Annotated in this window: 24 protein-coding genes; 17 read left to right on the forward strand and 7 right to left on the reverse strand. The window is 66.8% G+C overall.

Going from position 1 to position 25,277, the window contains the following annotated elements; all coding sequences use genetic code 11:
* Positions 1-5 precede the first annotated feature (5 nt).
* Together FB548_RS07410 and FB548_RS07415 are read right to left on the reverse strand one after the other, a co-directional pair.
* Complete coding sequence (locus tag FB548_RS07410) at positions 6-1,169, reverse strand: acyl-CoA dehydrogenase family protein (protein ID WP_142124160.1); 1,164 nt, start codon at positions 1,167-1,169, stop codon at positions 6-8.
* 148 nt (positions 1,170-1,317) lie between these two features.
* Positions 1,318-2,133: a glycine zipper 2TM domain-containing protein gene (locus tag FB548_RS07415; protein ID WP_142124161.1), complete on the reverse strand. Its 816-nt coding sequence runs from the start codon at positions 2,131-2,133 to the stop codon at positions 1,318-1,320.
* 174 nt (positions 2,134-2,307) lie between these two features.
* Here FB548_RS07415 and FB548_RS07420 point away from each other — a divergent pair, with 174 nt between their 5' ends.
* Both FB548_RS07420 and FB548_RS07425 read left to right on the forward strand, forming a co-directional pair.
* The gene (locus tag FB548_RS07420) at positions 2,308-2,526 is read left to right on the forward strand and encodes a DUF6116 family protein (RefSeq protein ID WP_142124162.1); all 219 of its coding nucleotides are present in this window, start codon (positions 2,308-2,310) and stop codon (positions 2,524-2,526) included.
* Positions 2,526-3,308 carry a TatD family hydrolase gene (locus tag FB548_RS07425; protein ID WP_142124600.1) on the forward strand — a complete coding sequence of 261 codons (783 nt, stop codon included), beginning with the start codon at positions 2,526-2,528 and terminating at the stop codon, positions 3,306-3,308. Before FB548_RS07420 ends, FB548_RS07425 begins: the two co-directional genes overlap by 1 nt.
* Before the next feature lie 4 nt (positions 3,309-3,312).
* On the opposite strand, the gene FB548_RS07430 is transcribed toward FB548_RS07425, so the two are convergent.
* Positions 3,313-4,728 (reverse strand): nuclear transport factor 2 family protein, encoded by a 1,416-nt coding sequence (locus FB548_RS07430; RefSeq protein ID WP_142124163.1) that lies wholly within the window; start codon positions 4,726-4,728, stop codon positions 3,313-3,315.
* Positions 4,729-4,835: 107 nt separating this feature from the next.
* A complete protein-coding gene (locus FB548_RS07435; protein ID WP_142124164.1) occupies positions 4,836-5,645 on the reverse strand; it encodes a tRNA threonylcarbamoyladenosine dehydratase in 810 nt (269 codons plus the stop codon).
* A gap of 76 nt (positions 5,646-5,721) precedes the next feature.
* On the opposite strand from FB548_RS07435, the gene FB548_RS07440 reads away from it, so the two are divergent.
* On the forward strand, positions 5,722-6,162 hold the full coding sequence (locus FB548_RS07440) for a cytochrome c (protein ID WP_142124165.1): 441 nt from the start codon (positions 5,722-5,724) through the stop codon (positions 6,160-6,162).
* Positions 6,163-6,304: 142 nt separating this feature from the next.
* Entirely contained in the window at positions 6,305-6,781 is a 477-nt protein-coding gene (locus tag FB548_RS07445) for a glycine zipper 2TM domain-containing protein (protein WP_142124166.1), read from the forward strand.
* A 91-nt stretch (positions 6,782-6,872) separates the two neighbouring features.
* Here the strand turns inward: FB548_RS07445 and FB548_RS07450 are convergent, their stop codons facing one another.
* Positions 6,873-7,082 carry a cold-shock protein gene (locus FB548_RS07450; RefSeq protein ID WP_055944114.1) on the reverse strand — a complete coding sequence of 70 codons (210 nt, stop codon included), beginning with the start codon at positions 7,080-7,082 and terminating at the stop codon, positions 6,873-6,875.
* Between the two features lie 229 nt (positions 7,083-7,311).
* On the opposite strand from FB548_RS07450, the gene FB548_RS07455 reads away from it, so the two are divergent.
* The 4 genes from FB548_RS07455 (at position 7,312) to FB548_RS07470 (ending at position 10,628) form a co-directional block, all read left to right on the forward strand.
* Complete coding sequence (locus FB548_RS07455) at positions 7,312-7,797, forward strand: DUF456 domain-containing protein (RefSeq protein WP_142124167.1); 486 nt, start codon at positions 7,312-7,314, stop codon at positions 7,795-7,797.
* Between the two features lie 68 nt (positions 7,798-7,865).
* The gene (locus FB548_RS07460; protein WP_142124168.1) at positions 7,866-9,053 is read left to right on the forward strand and encodes a phospholipase A; all 1,188 of its coding nucleotides are present in this window, start codon (positions 7,866-7,868) and stop codon (positions 9,051-9,053) included.
* The gene (gene arsC / locus FB548_RS07465) at positions 9,053-9,472 is read left to right on the forward strand and encodes an arsenate reductase (glutaredoxin) (RefSeq protein WP_142124169.1); all 420 of its coding nucleotides are present in this window, start codon (positions 9,053-9,055) and stop codon (positions 9,470-9,472) included. Before FB548_RS07460 ends, arsC begins: the two co-directional genes overlap by 1 nt.
* Positions 9,473-9,518: 46 nt before the next feature.
* Positions 9,519-10,628 (forward strand): sterol desaturase family protein, encoded by a 1,110-nt coding sequence (locus FB548_RS07470; protein ID WP_142124170.1) that lies wholly within the window; start codon positions 9,519-9,521, stop codon positions 10,626-10,628.
* 176 nt (positions 10,629-10,804) lie between these two features.
* On the opposite strand, the gene FB548_RS07475 is transcribed toward FB548_RS07470, so the two are convergent.
* Positions 10,805-11,440, reverse strand: a complete 636-nt coding sequence (locus FB548_RS07475) for a glutathione S-transferase family protein (protein WP_142124171.1) — start codon at positions 11,438-11,440, stop codon at positions 10,805-10,807.
* 149 nt (positions 11,441-11,589) lie between these two features.
* Entirely contained in the window at positions 11,590-13,107 is a 1,518-nt protein-coding gene (locus tag FB548_RS07480) for a fumarate hydratase (protein ID WP_142124172.1), read from the reverse strand.
* Between the two features lie 114 nt (positions 13,108-13,221).
* On the opposite strand from FB548_RS07480, the gene FB548_RS07485 reads away from it, so the two are divergent.
* The 9 genes from FB548_RS07485 (at position 13,222) to FB548_RS07525 (ending at position 25,270) form a co-directional block, all read left to right on the forward strand.
* Complete coding sequence (locus tag FB548_RS07485) at positions 13,222-14,109, forward strand: RNA polymerase sigma-70 factor (RefSeq protein WP_142124173.1); 888 nt, start codon at positions 13,222-13,224, stop codon at positions 14,107-14,109.
* A gap of 37 nt (positions 14,110-14,146) precedes the next feature.
* Positions 14,147-14,593: a carboxymuconolactone decarboxylase family protein gene (locus tag FB548_RS07490; protein WP_142124174.1), complete on the forward strand. Its 447-nt coding sequence runs from the start codon at positions 14,147-14,149 to the stop codon at positions 14,591-14,593.
* A gap of 34 nt (positions 14,594-14,627) precedes the next feature.
* Positions 14,628-15,272, forward strand: coding sequence for a trimeric intracellular cation channel family protein (locus tag FB548_RS07495; RefSeq protein WP_142124175.1), 645 nt, complete (start codon positions 14,628-14,630; stop codon positions 15,270-15,272).
* A gap of 108 nt (positions 15,273-15,380) precedes the next feature.
* The gene (locus tag FB548_RS07500; RefSeq protein WP_221625920.1) at positions 15,381-16,466 is read left to right on the forward strand and encodes a histidine kinase; all 1,086 of its coding nucleotides are present in this window, start codon (positions 15,381-15,383) and stop codon (positions 16,464-16,466) included.
* A gap of 4 nt (positions 16,467-16,470) precedes the next feature.
* A complete protein-coding gene (locus tag FB548_RS07505) occupies positions 16,471-17,319 on the forward strand; it encodes a LytTR family DNA-binding domain-containing protein (RefSeq protein ID WP_142124176.1) in 849 nt (282 codons plus the stop codon).
* A 317-nt stretch (positions 17,320-17,636) separates the two neighbouring features.
* Positions 17,637-20,732 (forward strand): efflux RND transporter permease subunit, encoded by a 3,096-nt coding sequence (locus FB548_RS07510; protein ID WP_142124177.1) that lies wholly within the window; start codon positions 17,637-17,639, stop codon positions 20,730-20,732.
* Between the two features lie 26 nt (positions 20,733-20,758).
* Entirely contained in the window at positions 20,759-21,856 is a 1,098-nt protein-coding gene (locus tag FB548_RS07515; RefSeq protein WP_142124178.1) for an efflux RND transporter periplasmic adaptor subunit, read from the forward strand.
* Between the two features lie 286 nt (positions 21,857-22,142).
* Positions 22,143-24,035, forward strand: coding sequence for an ABC transporter ATP-binding protein (locus FB548_RS07520; protein ID WP_142124179.1), 1,893 nt, complete (start codon positions 22,143-22,145; stop codon positions 24,033-24,035).
* Positions 24,036-24,061: 26 nt separating this feature from the next.
* Complete coding sequence (locus FB548_RS07525) at positions 24,062-25,270, forward strand: PQQ-dependent sugar dehydrogenase (RefSeq protein WP_255470414.1); 1,209 nt, start codon at positions 24,062-24,064, stop codon at positions 25,268-25,270.
* Positions 25,271-25,277 lie beyond the last annotated feature (7 nt).

The raw sequence follows: 25,277 nt of genomic DNA on the forward strand, positions 1-25,277 counted from the left end.
CAGCGTCAGAACGCGTTGATGCCCGTCAGCTCACGACCGATCACCAGCTGATGCACGGTTTCCGTGCCTTCGTAAGTGATCACCGATTCCAGGTTCAGCGCATGACGGATCGCGGCATGCTCGGTGGTGATCCCGGCGCCGCCGAGCAGGTCGCGGCACTCTCGCGCGATGTCGATGGCCATGCGGCAGTTGTTCCACTTCGCCAGCGACACCTGCGACGGCTGCATGGTGCCGGCATCCTTCAGACGGCCCAGTTGCAGCGACAGCAGCTGCGCCAAGGTGATGCGGCGGGCCATTTCGGCCATCTTGATCTGCGCGCTCTGGGTGGCGGCCACCGGGCGGTCGAACAGGATGCGCTCCTTGGTGTAGCCCAACACCTCATCGAGGCAGGCGATAGCCGCGCCGATCGGACCCCAGGTGATGCCGTAGCGCGCCTGCGTCAGGCAACCCAGCGGTCCTTTCAGGCCCTTGACGTTGGGCAGGCGGCTGCTGTCGGGCAGGCGCACGTTGTCGAAGAACAGCGCGCTGGTCACCGATGCCCGCAGACTCATCTTGTGCTTGATCTCCTGGGCGGTGAAACCGGGCGTGCCCTTCTCGATCAGGAAGCCCTGGATGCCCTCGTCGGTCTGCGCCCAGACAATGGCGATGTCGGCCAGGTTGCCGTTGGTGATCCACATCTTGGAGCCATTGATCACCCAGTCGTCGCCATCGCGGCGCGCCGTGGTCTTCATGTTGGCCGGGTCGGAGCCGCCGTGCGGCTCGGTCAGGCCGAAGCATCCGATGACTTTGCCGGCGGCCATGTCCGGCAGCCAGCGCTGGCGCTGTTCCTCACTGCCGTAGGCGTAGATGGGATACATGCACAATGAGGACTGCACACTAACGAAGCTGCGGATGCCACTGTCGCCGCGCTCCAGTTCCTGGCAGATCAGGCCGTAGCTGACCGCGTTGAGGCCGGCGCAGCCGTACTTCTCCGGCAGTGAAGAGCCCAGCAAGCCGAGTTCGGCGATCTCGGGCACCAGTTCCTTCGGGAACCGGCCCTGGTCGAAGGCATCGCCGATGATCGGGCGCACCCGTTCGTCGGTGAAGCGAGCCACCGCATCCTGCACGGCACGCTCTTCTTCGCTCAGCAGGGAACGGACATCGAACAGGTCGTACGGGTTCAGAGCCATCGTGCTTCAACCGGCGTTTGAGGTATCCGGCGATTGTATGCGGTGGCCCCCGCGCCGGTAAGCGCCAGTCCGCAAAGCGAAGGCCGGCGAAACGCCGGCCTTCGCGGGGTGCCACGTTGAAATGCAGGCCCCGGCGGGGGGCCCGGGTTCAGCCCTGCTCGGGCGTGTCCACGCTGGCGGTCTGGGTCACCACCTGACCATCGATCACCGGCAGGCGCTCGCCCGGCTTCTGGTCCATCCGAATGGTCTTGTCCTGTCCATCGAAGCGGTAGGTCACGTCATAACCGATGACCTTGTCGGTGGTGCCCATGGCGATACGGGTACCCGGCTTGCTGTCCATGCGCATGGTGCCGGTGGTGCCATCCGGATTGCGGTAGGTCACGTTGTAGCCGGTCACGCGCGAGGACTCGGAGGTCGCATTCTCGGTGTGGCACTGCCGCTCGGTGCGGCTGACGACCTTGCCACCCACGTGGCGCTTGTCCACCTGGTTGCCGATGGCGCCGCCAGCGACGGCGCCCGCGACGGTGGCGGCCTTCTTGCCGCTGCCACTGCCCACCTGGTTGCCCAGCAGACCGCCGATCACCGCGCCGGCCACCGTGCCGCCGACATTGCCGTCGCGCTCAGGCGCACGCTCCTGCACCACCACGTCCTCGCAGACTTCCCGCGGCGTGCTGGTGGTGGTGGTCTCGCGCACGGGCTCGGTTCCGATCACCGTGGCGTACAGCTTCTCCGAACTGGTCACCGGATCGGTCTTCACCACGGTGGCGTACTGAAGCGTGCCCATCGGGATTTCGTTGTCGGTCGCCGCCGCATCGTCGGCGATCAGCGCGCCATCTGCAGTTGTCGCCAGCTCCTCCTGGCCGGCAGCGCCCTTTTCGCCCCCCTTGAGGAAGGCAGCCGTGGCCACGGCACCCACCAGCAGCGCGCCGACGGCGACCAGAATCGTTGTTGTATTGCTCTTCATCGCTGGCTCCAGGTCGGGCGACGCCCGATTCACATTGGCCATCATTGCACCATTGCCAACCTGAACAAAGTACCCGCTCATGGCCACGAAAACCAACGAAAAGTGAACGCTTCCGCCACGCGCCGATCATGCTAGCGTGATGCCCGTTCCATACTGCCAAGAGCCTTCACCACCATGCCCAATCCCCTGTTGCTGCCCCTGCTCGAGTGGGCGCGAAAGCTCCGTTACCCCACGCTCTTCAAGATCACCGCTGCGCTCTTCATGGTCACCCTGGTCCTGCCTGATCCGTTTCCGTTCGTCGATGAAATTCTGTTCGGCCTCGGCACGTTGTTGCTGGCCAACTGGAAACGACGCAAGGACCCGCCAAACACGATCGAACCTTCGAAGCATTGATCGAAATGCTGGTCGACAGCCACAGTCATTTCGACGCACCGGAATTCGACCCGGACCGTGAGGCTGCGCTGGCGCGCGCGCGCGCGACGGGCGTCACCCGGCAGATCGTACCCGCGGTGGCGGCGACCAGTTGGCCCAGGCTACGTGATGTCTGCGGGCGTGATCGGGGCCTGTTCCCGGCCTATGGGCTACATCCGATGTACCTGGCCGAACACCAGCCCGCGCACTTGGGCGAACTGCGCCGATGGATAGAGCGCGAACGGCCCGTGGCCGTCGGCGAGTGCGGCCTGGACTTCTTCGTGGAAGGCCTCGATGCGGATGATCAGCAGCGCTACTTCGAAGGGCAGCTGCACCTGGCGCGCGAGTTCGACCTGCCGGTGATCGTGCATGCGCGCCGCGCAGTAGATGCGGTGATCGCGTCGTTCAAACGCGTGGGTGGCCTGCGTGGCGTGGTGCACAGCTTTTCAGGCAGCCCGGAACAGGCACGCCAGCTGTGGCAGCTGGGCTTCCTGATCGGACTCGGCGGACCGGTAACCTACGAGAGAGCGAATCGCCTGCGCACGCTCGCCCGCTCGATGCCGCTCGATTTCCTGCTGCTGGAAACGGATGCGCCCGACCAGCCCGATGCGGGCATCCGCGGACAGCGCAACGAACCCGCGCGACTGACGGTAGTCCGCGACGCCATTGCCGGACTGCGTGACATAGCGCCTGATGAGCTTGCGCGCGCCACCACGCAGAATGCCGAGCGGTTGTTCGGCCTGCCCGCTGTCGTCCACGACTGAACTTTCAGCGCACGACCTGAACGGGATCAGCCGCCGGGGCGGGCGTCGTCGCGTGATAGGCCTTGACCGCGATCTTCCACGCGTCGCCGTAACGCAGCAGCGTCATGTGGTCCAAGGCCTTCATGTCTGGATAGTCCAGTTCGATCACGGCAGTCGCGACGTCACCGGTCACGGTGATCTGGCGGATCCAGCGTTTGCGCATGCCTTCATCTGCCGGCGCGCGGCCGCTGGAAGAAGCCTTGATGTAGTCCTGCGCCGGCCAGTGCCGATACTGGCCATCCTTGTATCCCACCAGCACGGCATCGTCGGCGAATGCGCGCTGGAAGTGCCGTCGCTGGCCGGTGGCGTGGCCATCCAGATAGGCCTGCAGCGGCAGCCGCACCGCAGCCACGTCATCGCCGCTGGCATTGCCGACATTGTCCGCACCAACCGCTACGACCACCTTGCCGCGGGTGGAACCTGCGCGATTGTGCTGCTGGGCCTGGGCGATCTGGTCCAGCGGATACAGGCCATCGACATGGACACCCAACCGGCCTGCCGCAATCAACGGCGCCATTCCGTTCAGCCCTGCCTGCACATCCCACGGCGGCGTCGCGGGACAGACGACGCGACCCGGCACGCACAGCGCAGCGGGCACCGGGCCGACCAGCGTGACCAGCCGCCCTCCCTCGCGCAGCACCCGGGGTGAGCGCGCCAGCGTATCGCCCCCCACGGTGTCGACCACGATGTCGATATCGTGCACCACCTCCTCGAAGCGGACGTTGCGATAGTCGATCACGTCATCCGCGCCCAGCGCGCGCAGGTATTCATGATTGCGCGCAGATGCGGTCGCGATGACATATGCCCCGCGCGCCTTGGCCAGTTGCACGACCATCGAGCCCACGCCGCCAGCGCCGCCGTGCACCAGCACCCTCTCGCCGGGCTGGACGTCCGCGGCGGCGACCAGATAGCGCCACGCGGCGACCGCCACGGTCGGGTACGCGGCGGCCTCCTGCATGGTGAAAGCCGGCGGCGCCGGCAGGATGGACGCGACCGGCGCCGACACGTATTCCGCGTAACTGCCGGAACGCTCGCGCGGATCCACGATGCCGGCGACGCGATCACCACAGGCGAATGCCGTCACGCCTGGCGCGACCGCCACCACCTCTCCCGCGAAATCGCCACCCGGCGTAGCGGGAAACGGCAGCCGACCCGCTTCCTGCAGTTTCCAGTCGACGGGGTTGATGCTCGCGTAGTGGACGCGCACCAGGACATCCCCTGCCTGCAGTGCGGGGACAGGCACGCGCTCCACGCGCAACGATTCGGGGCCGCCGGCCGCGTGGATGCGCGCAGCGCGCATCGCGTCGGGAACGACCGGACAGGCATGGGCGGCTGCGGCGAAAAGCGGCAGCCCGATCAGCAGCAGAGCGCGGATATGCATGGCCGATGTGATGAAGGAAGGGGCCGCACTATCCCTTCGCCCCATCGCCCTGCACAGGGGGCGTGCGCCGAAGCGCCGCGCCTATGCGCCAAGGCGAGTCACGTGACTCAGTCGCTACCGGACATGACCCTGCGCGGCTTGGCCAGCAGCTCCAGCGCCTTGCCCACCATCGCGAACGCGAATGCGCCGGTGATGTGGGTGGCAGCCCCCAGGCCCGCGCCGCAGTCCAGCTTGAGCGCGGCATCCGCGCCCAGTTGAGGGCGCAGGCCGCAGACGGAGCCGTCGGCCTGCGGATACTTGACGTTCTCCAGCGAGTACACAGCCTGCACGCCGAAATAACGGTCGCGGCTCTTCGGGAAGTTGAACTCCGCACGGAGCTTCTTGCGCACGAGTGCTAGCAGCGCATCGTGTTCGGTACGCGACAGGTCGCGCAGCCGGATCTGGGTGGGATCGGTACGCCCGCCCGCCGAGCCGGAAACCACGATGGGCAGTTTGCGGCGGCGGCACCAAGCGATCATCTCCACTTTCACCCGGAAACTGTCGCAGGCGTCGAGCACCAGGTCGAAGTTCCGATCCAGCAGTTCGACCATGTTGGCGCTGGTAAGGAACTGCGGCACGACATCCACGTCGATCAGCGGATTGATCGCGCGGCAGCGTTCCGCCATCGCCTCGGCCTTGTTGCGACCGTACTGGCCCTCCAATGCCGGCAATTGCCGATTGGTGTTCGACACGCAGATGTCGTCCGCGTCGATCAACGTCAGGTGACCCACGCCCGAGCGCGCCAGCGCTTCCACCACCCACGAGCCCACGCCGCCCATGCCGACCACCGCCACGCGCGCAGCGGCATGGCGGGTCACCGCCCCCACGCCGTACAGCCGGTCGATGCCGCCGAAGCGGTCCTTGAGTTCTTTCTTCATGTCACCAGTTTAAAGCGTGGCGCGAACCGTGACGCGCGTCGTACCATCGCGGCGTCAACCACATGGAGCCCGCCGCATGGCCAGCCAGCCCGAGATCAAGAAGCCTTCCGCCGCCTCACGCTACCTGTTCCTGTTCCTGATCGGCCTGGTGGTGGGCGCCGTCTGCACGGTGATGGCGATGCGTGCGTTGCAGGCACGACAGGATCCATTCCCGCACGCGGTGATGCACGTGATGGCCAAGCACTCCGGGCAATTGTCGGACAAGGTGAAGCAGAATCGTTGCGCCGCGACCGACACGATTCCGCACGTACGCACGCTGCGGGCGATCGCCAACGACCTGGAGGTCGCTTTCCCGGGCCTGGCCGACGACTCGCGCTTCAAGACCCACACCAGCCAGTTCCGGGCAGACCTCGACGCCGCCCTGAATGCGCCGCCGACCGATTGCGTCGCCGCCGGGGCGGTGGTGGAGAAGATCGGCACGGATTGCAAAGCCTGCCACCAGGACTTCCGCGGCTAATCGCACGGCCGGCGTCTGAATCGCAACTGAGAACCGGGCCGCTCATGCGGCCCGGTTCTCATCATGTTCACGCGATGCTGTGGAGCATGGCCATCGAACGGCCCCATCACCACGCGGGGCCGGCCACCCACAGGAGATTTCCATGAACATGCGCCTGCTTGTCATCGGCCTGACCGCCACCGTCGCGCTCGCCGGCTGCGCCAGCACGTCGCCGGGCTACGGCAGCGGTTATGGCGGCGGTTACAGCAACACTGCCCCCGCCAACCGGTACTGCGCGGATTGCGGCATCGTCGAACGCATCGATGTCGTGTCGTCGGGCCGCAGCGCGCCGTCCGCCACCGGCGCGGTATTGGGCGGTATCGTCGGCGCGGTCGCCGGCCGCCAGATTTCCGATCGCACCGGCGGTAGTGAAGGCAACAAGAATGTGTCCACCGTGGCCGGCGCCGTCGCGGGTGCGGCCGCAGGCAACGCCATCCAGAACCGCACCACCGGCGAAACCTACAACGTGACCGTGCGGATGGATGACGGTCGCCGCGTCACGATCAGCCAGCGCGATCTGGGTGGCATCCGCGAGAACACTTACGTGCGTATCCAGAACGGTCGCGTGGTACTGCGCTGATCGCAACCGCGACCAAGAACCAAGAAAAAGCCCGGCATCAGCCGGGCTTTTTCTTGTGGAGCACGCGCTGTTGCGCGGTTCGGCGGTCGGGTCAGACGGGCTGCACGGCATCCGCCTGCAGGCCCTTCTGGCCCTGCACGACGGTGAAGCTGACCTTCTGTCCTTCCTTCAGGCTCTTGAAGCCCTGGGTCTGGATGGCGCGGAAGTGCACGAACACGTCTTCGCCATTCTCGCGGCTGATAAAGCCGAAGCCCTTGGCATCGTTGAACCATTTCACGGTTCCGGTTTCACGATCAGACATCTACTTGCTCCTTGAAACGGGTGGTGGATACGCCTGCTGGGCGGCTGGTTGCAAGGAGGAAGCGAGGTACAAGGATGCAGCGGATCATGGATCTACCCCATCAGGCCACGATTCACGGTGACCTTGGCAACGGCAGCGGCCGCACAGTAACCCGGCATTTGGCAAAATGCAAACGCTTGAACGAAAAAGTCAACCCCCTGCCAACCCCTTGATTCACTAGGAGAATTGTTTGGATATCCAGATGCTTTACTACGCCCTGGCCGTGGTGCTGATCCTGGTTGGCATCGCGGGGGTGATCCTGCCCGCCCTGCCCGGCCTGCCTCTGGTATTCGGCGGCATGCTGCTGGCTGCCTGGGCGGGCGATTTCCAGCAGATCGGCTGGGGCACGCTGGTCGTGCTGGGCCTGCTGACCGCGCTGTCCTTCGCCGTCGACATCTTCTCCACCGCAATCGGTGCGCAGCGGGTCGGCGCGAGCCGCAAGGCATTACTGGGGACCGTGCTGGGCACGTTCGCCGGCCTGTTCTTCATGCCCATCGGCCTGCTCGCGGGCCCCTTCATCGGCGCGCTGCTGGGCGAACTCTGGCATGGCCGGGAATTCCGCCAGGCCACCAAGGTGGGCCTGGGCACCTGGCTTGGCATCCTGTTGGGCGTGGTGCTCAAGCTGGGCCTGGCATTCGCGATGCTGGGACTATTCGTGTTCGCCTGGATCTTTTGAACACCACGTCGCACGTCCCATCCGCGCCGGCTGGCAGAATGTCGCCGCCCCCACCTTCGAGCCCCTGCATGACGCACCCCACCCGGCTTCTGCCCCTGGTAATCGGAGTTACCTTCGTACTGAGCGCCCAAGCACAGGAAAACGCCCCCGCCGGAACGGCCGCCGAGGCCTGCTTCTCGCTCGAGAACGACGCCGCACGCCTGGCCTGCTATGACGCAGCACTTGGGCGCACTGCGGCCGACACCCGACAGGCCGACGAACAGGCGCTGGCTGCCCGGGAAGCCGAAATCCAGGCGCGCGCGCAAGCTCGTGCCGAAGCCAAGGCTACCGCCGACATGGAGACCGGCCAGGATCTTCCCCTCAGCCAGCGTACGCGCCGCCGCCTGGGCGCATGGTTCCGTACAGACGATCCGGCCGACGCCGACCTGATCGCCAATGCGGGGCGCGGCTCGCTGCTGGACAGCCGTTGGGAGCTGGCCAAGGACTCCAAGCTGGGCGTGTTCCAACTGCGCGCCTACAAGCCCATGTACCTGCTGCCCGCGTTCTGGACCAGCCAGGTCAACGAGACGCCGTCTTCGCCCAACCCGGACAACACCGTCACCGAGCCACAGGACCTGCAGGACATCGAGGCGAAGTTCCAGTTGAGCTTCAAGACCAAGTTCGCGGAGAACCTGTTCGGCGACAACGGCGACGTCTGGGGCGCCTACACCCAGAGCTCGCGCTGGCAAGTCTACAACGGCGACGAATCACGCCCGTTCCGGGAGACGAACTACGAGCCGGAAGTGATGCTGGTGTTCCGCAACAACTACAGCATCGCCGGCTGGAAGGGCCGCATGGCCGGCATCGCGCTCAACCACCAGTCCAATGGCCGCAGCGATCCGCTGTCGCGCAGTTGGAACCGCGTCATCGCCACCATCGGCCTGGATCGCGACAACTGGGCATTGGTACTGCGTCCCTGGTACCGCGTGCCGGACGGCAACGACGACGATAACCCCGACATCGAGGACTACATCGGCCGCGGCGATGCGATGCTCACCTACGCACGCAACGGCCATGTGTTCACGGTACTGGGCCGGCATTCGCTGCGTGGAGGCGACGACTCGCATGGTGCCCTGCAGGTGGACTACGGGTTCCCGATCAACCGGAGCTTCCGTGCACACCTGCAGCTGTTCCACGGCTACGGTGAAAGCCTGATCGACTACAACCACAAGGCCACCTATATCGGCCTGGGCATCTCCCTGCTGGACTGGTACTGATGGGCGACGTGACGATCTACCACAACCCGGCCTGCGGTACGTCGCGCAACACGCTGGGATTGATCCGCAATGCCGGCATCGAGCCGCACGTCATCGAGTACCTGAAGACGCCACCGGACCGCGTCACCCTGCTGTCGCTGATCGCGGCGATGCGGGTGCCGGTTCGCGAGGTGGTGCGCGCCAAGGAGACCCTGTACTCGGACCTCGGCCTGGCCGATGCGGACGACGACGCGCTGGTCGATGCGATGCTGGCCCACCCGGTGCTCATCAACCGGCCGATCGTGGTGGCACCGATGGGAACCACACTCTGCCGCCCCTCGGAGCGTGTGCTGGACATCCTGCCGCGACCGCAACAGGGCGCCTTCGCGAAGGAAGACGGAGAACGCGTGGTGGACGCGGCCGGAAATCGCATCGTCTGACGTAAAATCTGGCGCAGGAAGCCACTCGACCTGCCAAGGAAGCACCATGCCCCGCCCGCGCCGTTCGTTCTTCGCCTACGCCTCCGCCCTGCTCGGGCTGCTCAGCCTGATGGCAGTGCTCTGCTTCCACCATCCCGAACTGCTGACCAGCAAGGAGTTCCGCGCGGTCTACAACGAGCAGTTCGCGCGCCACCTGTTGCTGGTCGGTTTGGCAGCGGCGTTCGGCATGGGCACGCTGGCCATCCTGCGCGACCGCAACAAGCGCATCGCCCTGGTCGGCGTGGGCGGTGCCACGCTCGCCGTGCTGCTGGGTGGCACCAACGTGCAGTTCGACGCCATCGGCAAGACGCCCTACTCGCTGGGCCTGGACTGGTTCGTGATCTCGCTGTTCTTCTCGGCGCTGGTGTTCGTGCCGCTGGAGCACTACCTGGGCAAGCGCCGCGTTTCGCCGTTGCGCCCCGGCTGGCGCACGGACGTGGGCTACTTCTTCATGAGCCACGTGCTGGTGCAGTTCATCCTGATCCTGGTGACAGCATCCACCTCCACCATCGCCGGGTTGGCGGCTTTCCCGGCACTGAAGGACGCCATCCAGTCGTTGCCCGTGTGGGCGCAGTTCCTGATCGCAGTGTTCGTGGCCGACCTGGCCCAGGCGCTGCTGCACCGTGCGTACCACAACATTCCGTGGCTCTGGCGCTTCCATGCCGTCCATCACTCGAGTCGCGAAATGGACTGGCTGGCAGGTTCGCGCATCCATTTTGTCGAAATCGTGCTGACCCGCAGCGCGGTGCTGCTGCCGCTGCTGATCCTCGGGTTCTCGGCACCCGCGGTGAACGCCTACGTGATCCTGGTCGGCCTGCAAGCCGTACTGGCGCATGCCAACCTCGGCATCCGCTTCGGCGTGCTGGAGTACCTGCTGGTGCTGCCGCGCTACCACCACTGGCACCACGCGCGGCACAAGGACTACCTGGATGTGAACTACGCCATCCACCTCCCGCTGGTGGACATGCTGATGGGCACTTTCAAGCTGCCGCCGAAGCAGGAAGACTGGCCCGAGGAGTACGGCGTGATGAAGCTGGAGACGGTGCCGCGCGGCATTCTGCGCCAGCATCTGATGCCGTTTCAGGGCGGGCGGAAGTTCGACGAGTATGTGGACTGAGAGAGCACCGTGCTCCCTGTAGGAGCGACGTGAGTCGCGACCGCACGCCAAAGACGGGCAGGAACGCAGCTCCAGGCGATGTATTTCAGGCGCACCCCGCTCGTGGCCTCGGCTTCACGCGATTTCCCGATCCGCGGTCGCGACTCACGTCGCTCCTACATTGGATCAGGTGCCCGTCACGTCCAGTCGGTCAGCCCTTCGCGGGCATAGACTTCCTTGAAGCTAGGCAGCGCTTTCATCCGCTGTGCATACGCCTGCAGCACCGGCCAGGTGTCGGTGGGTTTGGGCATGTTGCGCGACCAACGCATCAGCATGGTCAGCAGGAAGTCGGCGGCGCTGCGCTGTGAACCCAGCAGGTAGGGGCCATCTGCTTCCAGATGGTCGGCGACCTGCCCCCACGCCTTCTCCAGCTTCACCCGCGCATGCTGCTGCGTGGCCTCGACGTTGGGCTCGCCGGCGATCTCGGCGGAATAGAACCAGGCGCGATACGCGGGCATCAGCGTGTTTGCGCAGAACAGCATCCAGCGGTAGTACTGCGCACGCTGCGTGCTCGCCACCGCAGGCGCCAGCTCCGCACGCGGATGCGTGTCGGCGAGGTGCATCAGGATCGCGGCGGTCTCGGTGATCACCTGCCCGTCCATCACCAGCGTGGGCACCACCCCGGCGGGATTGAGCTTCAGGTAGTCGTCCGATTTCTGGTCGCGCTTGTCGAAGTCCAGCTCATGCAGCTCATGCGGGATGCCCAGCTCGATCAGCAGCCAGTGGACGACCAGGCTGGCGGTGCTGCGGGAGTAGTACAGCGTCGTCGACATGCAGGACCTCTTGAAGTTTGAGCCCCTCTCCCTGCGGGAGAGGGGTTGGGGTGAGGGGTAACGCAAGTCCGAATGATTCAAACATCCTGACTCCGCTTTCCCTCATCTGCCCTTCGGGCACCTTCTCCCGAGGGGAGAAGGAACCAGCATCAGGCCACCACCACCGGAATCTTCCCGATCCGCGCCTGCCATTCCTTCGGACCGGTCTGGTGCACCGAGGTGCCCTGCGAATCGACGGCCACCGTCACCGGCATGTCCTGCACGGTGAACTCGTAGATGGCTTCCATGCCGAGGTCGGCGAAGCCGACGACCTTGGCCGCCTTGATTGCCTTCGAGACGAGGTACGCCGCGCCGCCGACCGCCATCAGATAGGCCGACTGGTGCTTCTTGATCGCCTCGATCGCCGCTGGGCCGCGCTCGGCCTTGCCGACCATGCCCAGCAGGCCGGTCTGCGCCAGCACCTGTTCGGTGAACTTGTCCATGCGGGTGGCGGTGGTGGGGCCCGCCGGGCCGACAACTTCATCGCGCACCGGATCGACCGGGCCGACGTAGTAGATGAAACGCCCCTTGAGATCGACCGGCAGTGGCTCGCCCTTGTTGAGCATGTCGACCATGCGCTTGTGCGCGGCGTCGCGGCCGGTCAGCAGCTTGCCGTTGAGCAGCAGCACTTCGCCGGGCTTCCAGCTGGCCACGTCTTCGCGCGTCAGCGTGTCGAGGTTGACGCGACGGCCCTTCGAGGCGTCGTAGGTCAGCTCCGGCCAGTCCTCCAGCGAGGGCGGGTCCAGCATCACCGGGCCGCTGCCGTCGAGGGTGAAGTGCGCATGGCGGGTGGCGGCGCAGTTCGGGATGAGCGCAATCGGCAGGTTGGCCGCGTGGGTCGGGTAATCCTTGACCTTGATGTCGAGCACGGTGGTCAGGCCACCCAGGCCCTGCGCGCCGATGCCGAGCGCGTTGACCTTCTCGTACAGCTCCAGCCGCAGTTCCTCGGCGCGGTTGGACGGACCACGCGCCTGCAGGTCGGTGATGTCGATCGGCTCCATCAGCGATTCCTTCGCCAGCAGCATCGCCTTCTCGGCGGTACCGCCGATGCCGATGCCGAGCATGCCCGGCGGGCACCAGCCGGCGCCCATCGTCGGCACGGTCTTCAGCACCCAGTCGACGATGGAATCGGAGGGGTTGAGCATGGCGAACTTCGACTTCGCCTCGGAACCACCGCCCTTGGCGGCGACGATCACGTCGACGGTATTGCCCGGTACCACCTTCACGTTGACCACGCCGGGTGTGTTGTCCTTCGTGTTGGTGCGCTTGCCGGCCGGGTCGGCCAGCACGCTGGCGCGCAGCTTGTTGTCGGGATGGTTGTAGGCGCGGCGCACGCCTTCGTGGACCATGTCCTCCACGCCCATCGTGGCGTCGTCCCAGCGCACGTCCATGCCGATCTCGAGGAACACGGTGACGATGCCGGTATCCTGGCAGATCGGGCGGTGGCCCTCGGCGCACATGCGCGAGTTGATCAGGATCTGGGCGATGGCGTCCTTCGCGGCCGGCGATTCCTCGCGCTCGTAGGCGGCGGCGAGGTTCTGGATGTAGTCGACCGGGTGGTAGTAGCTGATGTACTGCAGGCCATCGGCGATGGACTGGATGAGGTCTTCCTGCTTGATCGAGGTCATGGGGCGGGCAAAGCCGGGGCTGCCGGTGGGTAGCGGGCGGAAGCGCCCATTTTAGGCCAAAGTGACGCGTCGCCCGCCTGTCACAGCCAGGCCCCCTGCCCCGTCTTTGGTCGCATGAACGCCGAAAACACCTTCGAAGCCCACCGTTCCCGCCTGTTCGGCCTGTCGTACCGCCTGCTGGGCAGCCGCAGCGATGCCGAGGACGTGGTCCAGGACACCTGGCTACGCTGGCAACAGGCTGACAGGACAGGCATCCGCGACCCCGAAGCCTGGCTGGTCACTGCGGCCACCCGGCTTGGCATCGACCGGCTGCGCGCCGCGCGCGTGCAGCGCGAGCATTACACCGGCCCGTGGCTGCCCGCCCCGTCGGAGATCGACGAATCCCCGACCCCCGAACATTCCGCCGAGGTCGCCGAGCAGGTCTCGCTGGCCTTCCTCGCCGTACTGGAACGGCTGGGCCCGGAGGAACGCGCGGCCTTCCTGCTGAAGGAGGCCTTCGACTACGACTACGCGCAGATCGCGCCGCTGCTGGGCCAGAGCGAGGCGAATTGCCGGCAGATGGTCCACCGCGCGCGCGAACGCGTGCAGGCGGGCCGGCCGCGCTTCGACGTTCCCCGCGAGAACCACCGCCGCCTGCTGGAGCGCTTCATGCAGGCTGCGCGGCGCGGCGACCAGCCCGCCATCACCGCCCTGCTGCGCGAGGACGCGCAACTGGTCTCCGACGGCGGCGGCAAGGCCGTGGCGGTCATCCGTCCGCTGCTGGGCGCGGTACGCATCGCGCGGCTGTTCTGGGCGGCGTATCGCCGGCAGGATCCGGCAATCACTTGGCGCATGGGCACCGTCAATGGCGAGCCCGCGATCCTGCGCTACCGCGACGATGCACTGGCGGCGGTGATGGTGGCGGTCAGCGATGGCGAACGCATCAGCGAGTTGTTCACCGTCGCCAATCCCGACAAGTTGGGCACGGCTGTCACGGCGAAGGACGGTGGCGCGTCCTGGTAGTGAAGGCGGCCACGGTGGCCGCCACGGAAGCCCTGCCATGAGCCAGAAGTTCCATCGCGTCGACTATCCCAAGCACGTCCCCGAAGCCTTCCGCGGCCTGTACGCCGCCAGCACCGCCCTGCACAACGGCGCGCTGGGCAAGGAATTCCTCGAACTGGTCTTCCTGCGCGTCTCCCAGATCAACGGCTGCGCGTACTGCATGGACATGCACGGCGGCGCCTTGCGCAAGGCCGGCGTGGAGCCGCGCAAGCTGGACACGCTGGCCGGCTGGCGCGACAGCCGCTTCTTCGACGCCCGCGAAGGCGTGGCGCTCGCCTGGGCGGAACAGCTGACCACCCTGCCCTCGGGCGCGCCCGCCGATGCGACCTACGAGGCGCTGAAGGAGCACTTCGATGAATCCGGCATCGCCGAACTGACCATGGCGGTGGCCACGATCAACGCCTGGAACCGGCTGGGCGTGGGCATGCAGCCGATCCTGCCCTGATCGCGGGGACGCCTCAGGCGGCACAATGGGGACCATGGAAACCCTGGTCCTCATCCTCGATCTGGTCGGCACGTTCGTGTTCGCACTCAGCGGCGCCATGCTGGGCGTGCGGCGCCGGCTGGACATCTTCGGCGTGCTGGTGCTGTCGTTCATCGCTGCGACCGCAGGCGGCATCACCCGCGACCTGCTGATCGGCGCCACCCCACCCGCGGCGCTCAGCGACTGGCGCTATCCGGTCACTTCACTGGCCGCCGGCGTGGTGACGTTCTTCCGCGCGTCACTGATCGAGAAGCTGCACCATCCGGTGCGGCTGTTCGACGCCATGGGCCTGGCGCTGTTCGCCGTCGCCGGCACGCAGAAGGCACTGGAGTACGGCATCTCACCCCCGATGGCCGCCGCGATGGGCATGCTCACCGGCATCGGTGGCGGGATCGCCCGCGACCTGCTGCTCGCCCAGGTGCCGCTGGTGCTGCGCGCCGAGCTTTATGCGGTCGCGGCGCTGGCTGGCGCGCTGGTCGTCGCCGTCGGCCACTGGCTGGCGCTGCCCATGGTGCCCTGCGCCGTGGTGGGCGCGGCTTTCTGCTTCGGCCTGCGCATGATGGCAGTGACCTATGGCTGGCACCTGCCGGTGGCGCTGCAATCCGGTGGCGATGGCGAGCCGCCCGGTCCGCTGAAGTAGCGCAACGCCGGCGGTCTTGCGCCCAAGCGTGGCCCTGCACCGACGAACCGTGCGGACCGCCGCACCCGGTGGCGTTAGCATGGCGCCACCTGCGTCCTGATCGACACCATGGCCATCGCCACCTCCCATCCGCTGGACCTGCCCCGCCAGCGCGTCTTCTGGTTGCTGCACCTGTCGGGCTGGGGCGCCTACTTCGCGCAGGGCTGCCTGTATGCCGTCGCCCACGGCAAGCCCTCCGGCTACTGGGTGGTGCCCGCGACCGCCGCGACCATGGGTGCGCTGGTCACGCTGGGCCTGCGCTTCCTGCTGAGGACCTATTGGAGCCTGCCGCCCCGTCAGCTGCTGGCATTGATGATTCCCGTGGTCCTGGCCAGCTCGGCACTGATCGATTTCGTCACACGCGAAGTCCTGGTGGATTTCTGCGAGACCTGCAAGCCGACCACCCGGCTGGAGTTCATCGCCTATTCGCTCGGCTACATCTATGTGGTGCTGGCCTGGGTCGGCGCGTACATGGGCATCAAGTACTACCAGCAGCTGCAGGGCGAAACCGAGCGCACGCTGGCCGCGCGCAGCATGGCGCACCAGGCGCAGCTGAAGATGCTGCGCTACCAGCTCAATCCGCATTTCCTGTTCAACACGCTCAATGCGATTTCGACGCTGATCCTGGACCGCGACAATGTCACCGCCAACCGCATGGTGCAGGGCCTGTCGTCGTTTCTCCGGCACTCGCTGGACAACGACCCGATGCAGCGCGTCACGCTGCGCCAGGAACTCGATGCACTGACCCTTTACCTGGATATCGAGAAGATCCGCTTCGCCGAGCGGTTGCGCATCGAGACCGACATCGACGAGCACTGCTGGCGTGCGCTGCTGCCCAGCCTGTTGCTGCAACCGCTGGTGGAGAACGCCATCAAGTATGCCGTTGCCAAGCAGGTCGCAGGCGGCCTGTTGCGTATCGAAGCCGAACGGGACGGTGCGCAACTGGTGCTGCGCGTCATCGATGACGGCCCCGGCTGCGGAAGCCTGGAGGGCGATGAACTGCCGCCCGGCAAGGGCGTGGGCCTCCGCAATACGCGCGAACGCCTGAGCGTGCTGTACGGCGGGTCCGGTGGCTTCTCCGTACGCAATCTGGAGCGCGGCATCGAAGTCACCCTGCGCCTGCCTTTCGAAACCTCGCAGACGCTGGCGGACTGAGCCCATGGACAACGCCACCCCACCGCCCCGCCCGGCACGACTGCGCGCCTTCATCGTCGACGACGAACCGCTGGCGCGGCGCGGACTGGAAATCCGACTGGCCGCGCATGCCGACATCGACATCGTCGGCCAGTATGGCGATGGCGCATCCGCCGTCGCAGGCCTGCGCGAACACCGGCCTGACCTGATGTTCCTGGATGTGCAGATGCCGGGGATGGACGGCTTCCAGACATTACGTGCGATTCCCGCCAGCGAGATGCCGCTGGTGGTGTTCGTCACCGCCTACGACCATTACGCCATCCGCGCCTTCGAGGCCTCTGCAACCGACTATCTGCTCAAGCCCGTGGACGATTCACGGCTGGCGCAGGCCCTGTCACGCGTGCGCCAGGCGCGCGCGCAGCGCGAGGCCAGCGGCCACTGCGCCACCCTGCTCGGCCTGCTGGGCGAACTGAGCGGCCGTCCGCCCCTGCACCTCGACGAAGCCCTCAAGCCCGATGCGCTGGACCTGCTGCGGCGGGAGGAAAAGCTGGCCATCCGCGACGGTGGCCGTACCGTGCGCGTGGACCTGCACAACATCCGCTGGATCGATGCCGCGGGTGACTACATGTGCATCCACGTGGATGGCGAAGGCCAGACCGGCACGACCCTGATCCTGCGCGCCACCATGCGCGAGCTCGAGAAGCAGTTGGATCCGCAGCGCTTCCCGCGCATCCATCGCTCCACCATCGTCAATGCGCGCCGGGTGGTCGAGATGCGGCCACATACCAATGGGGAAAGCTTCCTGCGGCTGGACTGCGGCCAGGAGCTGAAACTGTCACGCAGCCATCGCGACAAGCTAGCGGTGCTGCTGTAACCCGTTCTTATGTAGGAGCGACGTGAGTCGCGACCGCACGGCAGCCATTGCCGTGGCACATGACGCGCGCAAATCGATGTCGACATGCCAACATCGCGCCCTCTGTCGAGGCGCAACGAAATCCGACGCGTACGGTCGCGACTCACGTCGCTCCTACAGCAGTGCCAACCACGCGTAACGCGAATTCTCGATCTTCGGTTCATCGCGCCCGTTCCACCACTTGCCGCAATACGGCACGTGGCATGACTTCCGGGCCATAACCATCACGGAAGACGCGCGCATCGTGCGCTCCGCCGAGACCGGAGCGGACCTGCACGATGAAACTCACCGAAGCCTCCCTGCGCAATCCCGCTGCCGTCGCGGTGGTCGTGGCCATGGTCTGTGCCTTCGGCCTGATGAGCCTGATGAAGCTGCCGCTGCAGCTGTTCCCCGACATCGAGCGGCCGCAGATGTCGATCCAGACCGGCTGGCGCGCGGCATCGCCGCAGGAGATGGAGTCGGAAATCGTCGAGCCCATCGAAGCCGTGATGCAAGGTCTGCCAGGCCTGGAGGAGATCTCCTCCAACGTCAACGCGGGCAACAGCTTCATCAACCTCACCTTCGCCGTCGGCAGCGACATGGACGCCATGCTGGTGGAGGTGCTGTCGCGCATGAACCGGCTGCAGCCGCTGCCGCGCGATGCGACACCGCCGGTCGTGCAGGCGGGCGCCGACAATGCCAACAACTCGCTCACCTATTTCTTCGTGCAGAAGCTGCCGGGCACGCGTGGCGACATCCTCGACTACCGGCAGATGATCGAGGACCGCATCGTCCCGCGCATCTCCGCAGTGCAAGGGGTGGCCGGCGTCGAGATCAACGGCGGCGCAGAGGAAGAGCTGACCATCACCCTCAATCTGGAACGTGCGGCCGCGCTGGGCATCCAGATTCCCGACGTCGCCGCCGTCGCGGCGCGCGCCACCGACGTGTCCGGCGGTGTGGTGGAAGCCGGGCGGCGCGAGTACGTGCTGCGTTTCGCCGGGCGCTATTCGCCCGAGGCCCTGGGCGAGCTGATCCTGGCCTGGCGCGATGGCCGGCCGGTACGGCTTGGCGATGTCGCTCGCGTCGAAGTGAAGCGACCGGAGCAGCGCTTCTTCGCGTACCAGAACGGAAACCCTGCCATCGGACTGCGCATCCTGCGCGAGAACGGGGCCAACGTGCTGGACACGCTGGATGAAGTGAAGCGCGTCGTCGCGGACGTCCGCGAGCAGGAGCTGAAGCCGCTCGGTCTGGATATCGCGCAGAGTTTCGATGCCTCGGTATTCATCAACCGTGCGCTCGGCCTTCTGTCGGGCAGCCTCACCGTCGGCGTGCTGCTCGCGGTCGGCTGCCTGTGGTGGTTCCTGCGCGATGTGCGTGCCACCGCACTGATCGCGTGCGCCATCCCCATTTCGTTGCTGGCCACCTTCATCGTGCTGCAGCTCACCGGCCGCAGCCTCAACGTCATCTCGCTGGCGGGGCTCGCGTTCGCGGTCGGCATGGTGATGGATGCCGCCGTAGTCGTCGCGGAGAACATCGTGCGGCTGCGCGAGGAAGGCATGCCGGCAGCGCGCGCCGCCCTGGAGGGTACGCGCCAGGTGGGTGGCGCGCTGGTGGCATCCACGCTCACCACCGTGGCCGTGTTCCTGCCGGTGATCTTCATGGATGACGTGGAAGGCCAGCTGTTCGCCGACCTCGCGCTGACCATCTCCATCGCAGTGGGCATCTCGCTGCTGATCGCCATCACCGTGCTGCCAGCCGCCGCCGGCAGCTGGCTGCGCACGCGTCCCGGCGACGCCACCCAGCACCGCGCCTGGTCGCGCGTCAGCGACTGGGCGCTGCGTGTCACGGAGGGTCGTCCGCGTCAGCTTGCGTGGGTCGGCGCACTGGTGCTCGCGCCCGTACTGCTGGCGACGCTGCTGATGCCGCAGATCGACTACCTGCCGCCGGTGAAGCGTGCCGCGGTGGATGCCTTCTTCAACTTCCCGCCCGGCATGAGCCCGGAACGCGTGAACCGCGAGATCGCCCCCGTGGTGCTCGAGCGCATGCGGCCGTACATGGAGGGCGAAAAGGGTCCGCAGCTGAGCAACTGGTACCTCAACCTGTGGCCGGGCGGTGGTTCGCTCGGCGCGCGCGTGGTCGATCCCGCCGATATCGGCGAGCTGGAACGCATCGTGCGCGACGAGATCGTCGTCGGCTTTCCGGACACGCGCGCCTTCGCCAGCGAAGGCGAACTGTTCGGCAGCTTCGGCGGATCGGCACGCGCCATCGCCATCCACCTGCAGCACAGCGATGGCGATGCACTGGCGCGGGCGGCGGAAGCAGGACGCAAACTGCTGTCGGAGCGCTTCGCCGGCGCCAACGTGCAGGCGTGGCCCAATGCCGATGCCGGCACGCCGGAGCTGCGGGTGAATCCTGACGACCGCCGCCTGGCGGAAGCGGGCTGGCGGCGGCCCGAGCTGGGCACCGTCGTACGTGCGCTGGGTGACGGCCAGTGGCTGGGCGAGCATTTCGACGGCGACCGCCGGCTCGCCATCATCCTGCGCAGCGACCGCGCCGACGATGTCGAACGGCTGGGCGCGGCGCCCCTGGCGACACCCCAGGGCGGCGTACTGAGCCTGGCCGAACTCGCGCAGGTGGACACGGTGCTCGCACCCAACCAGTTGCGCCGCATCGACCGTCGCCGCACGGTGACGCTGACCGTCGATCCCCCTGCTGCGATGTCGCTGGAAGAAGCGCTGGACATCGTCAATGACGAGATCGTGCCTGCATTGCGCGATGGGCTGCCCCCCGACGCCGCCATCCGGATTTCCGGCAGCGCCGACCGGCTCGGCGAAGTTGTGCGCAGCATGGGCACGAACTTCGTGATCGCGCTGGTGGTGCTGTTCATGCTGATGGCGGCGATGTTCAAGTCATTGCGCGACAGCGCCTTCGTCATGGCCACCCTGCCGATGGCGGTGCTCGGGGGCGTGCTGGGCCTGCGCGTGCTGGACTTGGCCGCCGGACAAACGCTGGACCTGCTGTCGATGATCGGCTTCATCATGCTGCTGGGCATGGTGATCAACAACGCCATCCTGCTGGTGGCGCAGGCACGCGAGGCACAGGCTGGCGGCGCATCGCTGGACGAAGCGCTGAAACAGGCCCTGGAACAGCGCCTGCGACCGATCCTGATCGCGGCGCTGACCGGTGTGCTGGGCGCATTGCCGATGGCAATCAATCCCGGCCCCGGCGCGGTGATCTACCGCGGCCTCGCCGCGGTCTCGGTCGGCGGCGTGGCGCTGAGCCTGCTGTTCACCGTGGTGCTGGTGCCCGCCCTGCTGCGGCTGGCTGGCTCACGCGTCGCCCGCGCGGACGTACGCGACACCCCCGTCACGCCGCTTCCGTCCCCTGCGACTTGATTCCCTCCCCCTTCCTGGAAAACGACATGCGCACCCTGCACAAGACCCTGATTGCCGCCGCATTGGCGGGTGTCCTCGCCCTGCCCCTGCTGAAACTGGACGCCGACGCCAGCGCCCCCGAAACGCCGGATGCACCGCCGGCGATCGTCAGTGTCGCGCCGGCGGTGAATGCGGAGTTCGCGCCGCGCCACTGGGCGCCCGGCAGCGTGATCAGCCGGCAGGACGCGCGCGTCGCCAGCGAACAGGGCGGGCGCGTCGTCGAGGTGGTCGAGGTGGGCGAACGCATACGCGCCGGCCAGGCGCTGGCGGTGCTGGACGACACGGCATTGCGGCTGCGCGAGCAGGAAGGCCGCGCCGACCTGGCCCGCATCCAGGCCCAGCTCGACCTTGCGACGCGGCAGGAACAGCGCTACGCGCAACTGGCCGCACAACAGAACATCGCCCGCGCGCAGTACGAACAGCTGCGGGCCGACCGCGACATGCTGGTGCAGGAGCGTGCACGCGCACTCGCGCAACTGGCGCAGACGCGTCACCAGCGCGAACAGATGGTGGTGCGCGCTCCGTTCACCGGAATCGTCGCCGAACGCCACACCCAATTGGGCGAATACCTGACCACCGGCGCGTCCGTCGCGCGCCTGGTGGACACGGCATCGCAGGAAGTCCGCGTGCGTGCGCCGGTGGACCTGGCGCAGCACCTGGGCACGGGCACCCCGGTGCTCGTGCGCACGGGCGACACCGAGCGCGTCTGGCCGGTGACCGCGCTGGTGCCGGTGGGCGACGAATCCTCGCGGCAGCTGGAACTGCGCATCGCCATCGATGCCACCCAGATGCCGGTGGGCAGTGCGGTGGACGTCGGACTTCCCAGCGCAGGCACGCGCAACGTGGTCGCGGTGCCGCGCGACGCGGTGATGCTGCGTCGCGAAGGCGACTTCGTGATGCGCGTGGATGGCACCGGCAAGGCCGAACGCTTGGCGGTGGAAACCGGTGCCGAAGTGGATGGCCTGGTCGAGGTGACCGGCGATGTGCGCGTCGGCGACCGTTTGATCGTACGTGGCGGCGAACGCGTCGAGCCCGGGCAGGCGGTTAGCATCCAGCCGGCATCCTTGGCGGTCGCGATGCGCTGAGCGGGGTGCGAGGCGGCGCGGATCGCGGCTGGCGTTGTCCGTAACCTGGAGAGGTCCGGTCGAACGGGGTCATACCGCTTCCCCGAACAACTGGATACGGATGCACGGAAAACGTCCAGTCGCGATCCGCGTCGCTTCCTGGTGATGCCCCTCATATCACTGTGGTGTGGGAGCGACGTCAGTCGCGATCAGGCACTGCATCCGTCCCGTCGCGACTGACGTCGCTCCCACAGGCACCGGGCCGCGCTTTCACCCCAAATCCATCCGGGGCAGGCACAATCCACGCATGGCCTCGTCACCCCCGCCCGCGGGCAAGCCCAAGGGCGTCGCCCCGCGTCCTGCCACCAAGCCGAACCTGCGCGAGCGCTTCGATGCGATGCGCAACCTGGCGCCGTTCCTGCGCCAGATCTGGCAGACAAGTCGTGTCCTGACCACCGCCAGCCTGGGCCTGCGCGTGATCCGCGCGCTGCTGCCCATCGTCACGCTGTACATCGGCAAGCTGATCATCGACGAAGCCATCCGCCTGGTCGGCGCCGGCGTGCCGCAGGAAGGCCTGATGGCTGCGTGGCGCAGCGGCGTGCTGGACCATCTGCTTTGGTTGTTGGCGGTGGAATTCGCGCTGGCGATCCTGTCCGATCTGCTGGGTCGCATGGTGAGCTATGCCGATGCCCTGCTGTCGGAGTTGTTCACCAATGCCACCAGCATCCGCCTGATGGAACACGCGGCCACGCTGGACCTGGAGGACTTCGAAGACCCGGACCTGCAGGACAAGCTGGACCGCGCGCGCCGCCAGACCATGGGCCGGATGAACCTGATGAGCCAGCTGTTCGGCCAGGTGCAGGACGCCATCACCGTGGTCGGCTTCGCCGCGGGTTTGCTGGTGTATGCGCCCTGGCTGATGGTGCTGCTGGCGGTGGCACTGATTCCCGCCTTCATCGGCGAAGCGCACTTCAATGCGGTGGGCTACTCGTTGAATTTCCAGTGGACGCCGGAGCGGCGGCAACTGGAGTACATGCGGCAGATGGGTGCCAGCGTGGAAACGGCGAAAGAGGTGAAGATCTTCAACCTCCACCGCTTCCTGATCAGCCGCTACCGCACCCTGGCCGACAAATTCTTCATCGCCAACCGCGCGCTGGCGCGGCGCCGTGCGGTCTGGGGCACGCTGCTGGCGGCGCTGGGCACGCTGGGGTACTACGTGGCGTACGGCTACATCGCCTGGCGCACGGTACGCGGCGACTTCAGCATCGGCGACCTGACCTTCCTCGCCGGCAGCTTCCGCCGCCTGCGCCAGCTGCTGGAAGGCCTGCTGGTCGGCTTCTCACAGGTCGCCGGCCAGGCGCTGTACCTGGACGACCTGTTTTCGTTCTTCGAGATCGAACCGGAGATCACCTCGCCCGCCGATCCCGTCCCGGTGCCGAAACCGATCACCCGCGGCTTCACCTTCGAGAACGTGGGCTTCCGCTATCCCGACGCCGAGCGCTGGGCGGTGCGGGGGCTGGACTTCGAGCTGCGCGCCGGCGAAGTGCTGGCGCTGGTCGGCGAGAACGGTGCCGGCAAGACCACGCTGGTCAAGCTGCTCGCGCGCCTGTACGACCCGGACGAGGGCCGCATCCTGCTGGATGGTCGCGACCTGCGCGACTACGACATCGACGAACTGCGCGCCAACATCGGGGTGATCTTCCAGGACTTCGTGCGCTACCACCTGACTGCCGGCGAGAACATCGGTGTCGGCCAGATCGATGCCATGCACGACCAGGCCCGCATCCGCGATGCCGCCGCGCGCGCCATGGCCGACGAAGTGATCGCCGGGCTGCCCCAGGGCTACGACCAGATGATCGGCCGCCGCTTCAAGAACAGCGTGGACCTGTCCGGCGGACAATGGCAGAAGATCGCCATCGCGCGCGCCTACATGCGCGATGCGCAGGTGATGATTCTGGACGAACCGACCGCCGCGCTGGACGCGCGCTCGGAATTCGAGGTCTTCCAGCGCTTCAAGGAATTGTCGGACAATCGGACCGCGGTGCTGATCTCGCACCGTTTCTCCAGCGTACGCATGGCGGACCGCATCCTGGTCCTCAATGAAGGACGGCTTGAAGCCAGCGGCACGCACGAGCAGCTGCTGGCAGAAGGTGGTCGCTACGCCGAACTGTTCGAGCTGCAGGCCGCCGGCTACCGCTGATTATGTCCCCCACAGGAGATACGACGTTGCGCAACGCATCCCATCGACTCGCCACCGCCCTGCTTCTCGCGCTGCCCATGGCCGCGTGCAATTCGCCAGCGAACGGAGAGGCCAAAGGCAACGCCACCACCGCAGCGGAGCAGCCTGCACCCGCGAGCCAGCCCGCGCAGACGCTGACCAGTGCCAAGGGCCAAGTCCGGGCCACGCAGGTGGCGAGTGGCCTGGATCATCCCTGGGGGCTTGCGTTCCTCCCCGACGGCAGCATGCTCGTCACCGAACGCAGCGGGCAGTTGCGCCGCGTCGGTGCCGACGGCGCGGTGTCCGCACCGGTCACTGGCCTGCCCAAGGTCTTCGCCACCGGCCAGGGCGGCCTGCTCGACGTGGTGCTCGCGCCGGATTTCGCCGCCAGCCAGCGCATCTACCTGAGCTATGCCGAGCCGGGCGACAACGGTACCGCAGGCACCGCAGTGGCCTACGGCACGCTGGCCGACGGCGCGCTCGCCGACGTCAAGGTGATCTACCGCCAGGAACCGAAAGTCGATGGCCCGAACCACTTCGGCTCGCGCCTGGTCTTCGATGATGCCGGCCACCTCTTCATCAGCCAGGGCGAGCGCAACAAGCGCGCGATGTCGCAGGAACTCGACAAGCTGCAGGGCAAGCTGGTGCGCCTCAACCTGGACGGCAGCGTGCCGCAGGACAATCCCTTCGTCGGCCGCGCCGACGCGCGCCCCGAGATCTACAGCTACGGCCACCGCAACATGCAGGGTATGGCGCGCGACCCGCGCACCGGCACGCTCTGGCAGAGCGAGCATGGCCCGCGTGGTGGCGACGAGATCAACCTGCCCCAGCCTGGAAAGAACTATGGCTGGCCGGTCATCACCCACGGCATCAATTATTCCGGCCAGCCCATTCCGGAAGCGGAAGGCAAGGCGAAGGACGGCATGGAACAACCGCACCACCTGTGGGAGAAATCCCCCGGCGTGTCCGGCATGGCGTTCTACACCGGGCGACCGGAAAGTCCGTGGAACGACAGTCTGTTCCTCGGCTCGCTGGCCGAGCGCAACCTGATCCGCCTGACCCTGGACGGCGACAAGGTCGTCGGCGAAGAACGCCTGCTCAACGAGATCGGCGAGCGTGTGCGCGACGTCCGCGTCGGGCCGGACGGCAACGTCTACGTGGTCACCGACGAAGACGACGGCAAGATCTGGCGGATCGAACCGCCGAAGGCGCCGTGAGGAGTAT

Origin of the sequence: Pseudoxanthomonas sp. 3HH-4, assembly GCF_006716465.1 — a bacterium.
Lineage (GTDB): Bacteria > Pseudomonadota > Gammaproteobacteria > Xanthomonadales > Xanthomonadaceae > Pseudoxanthomonas_A.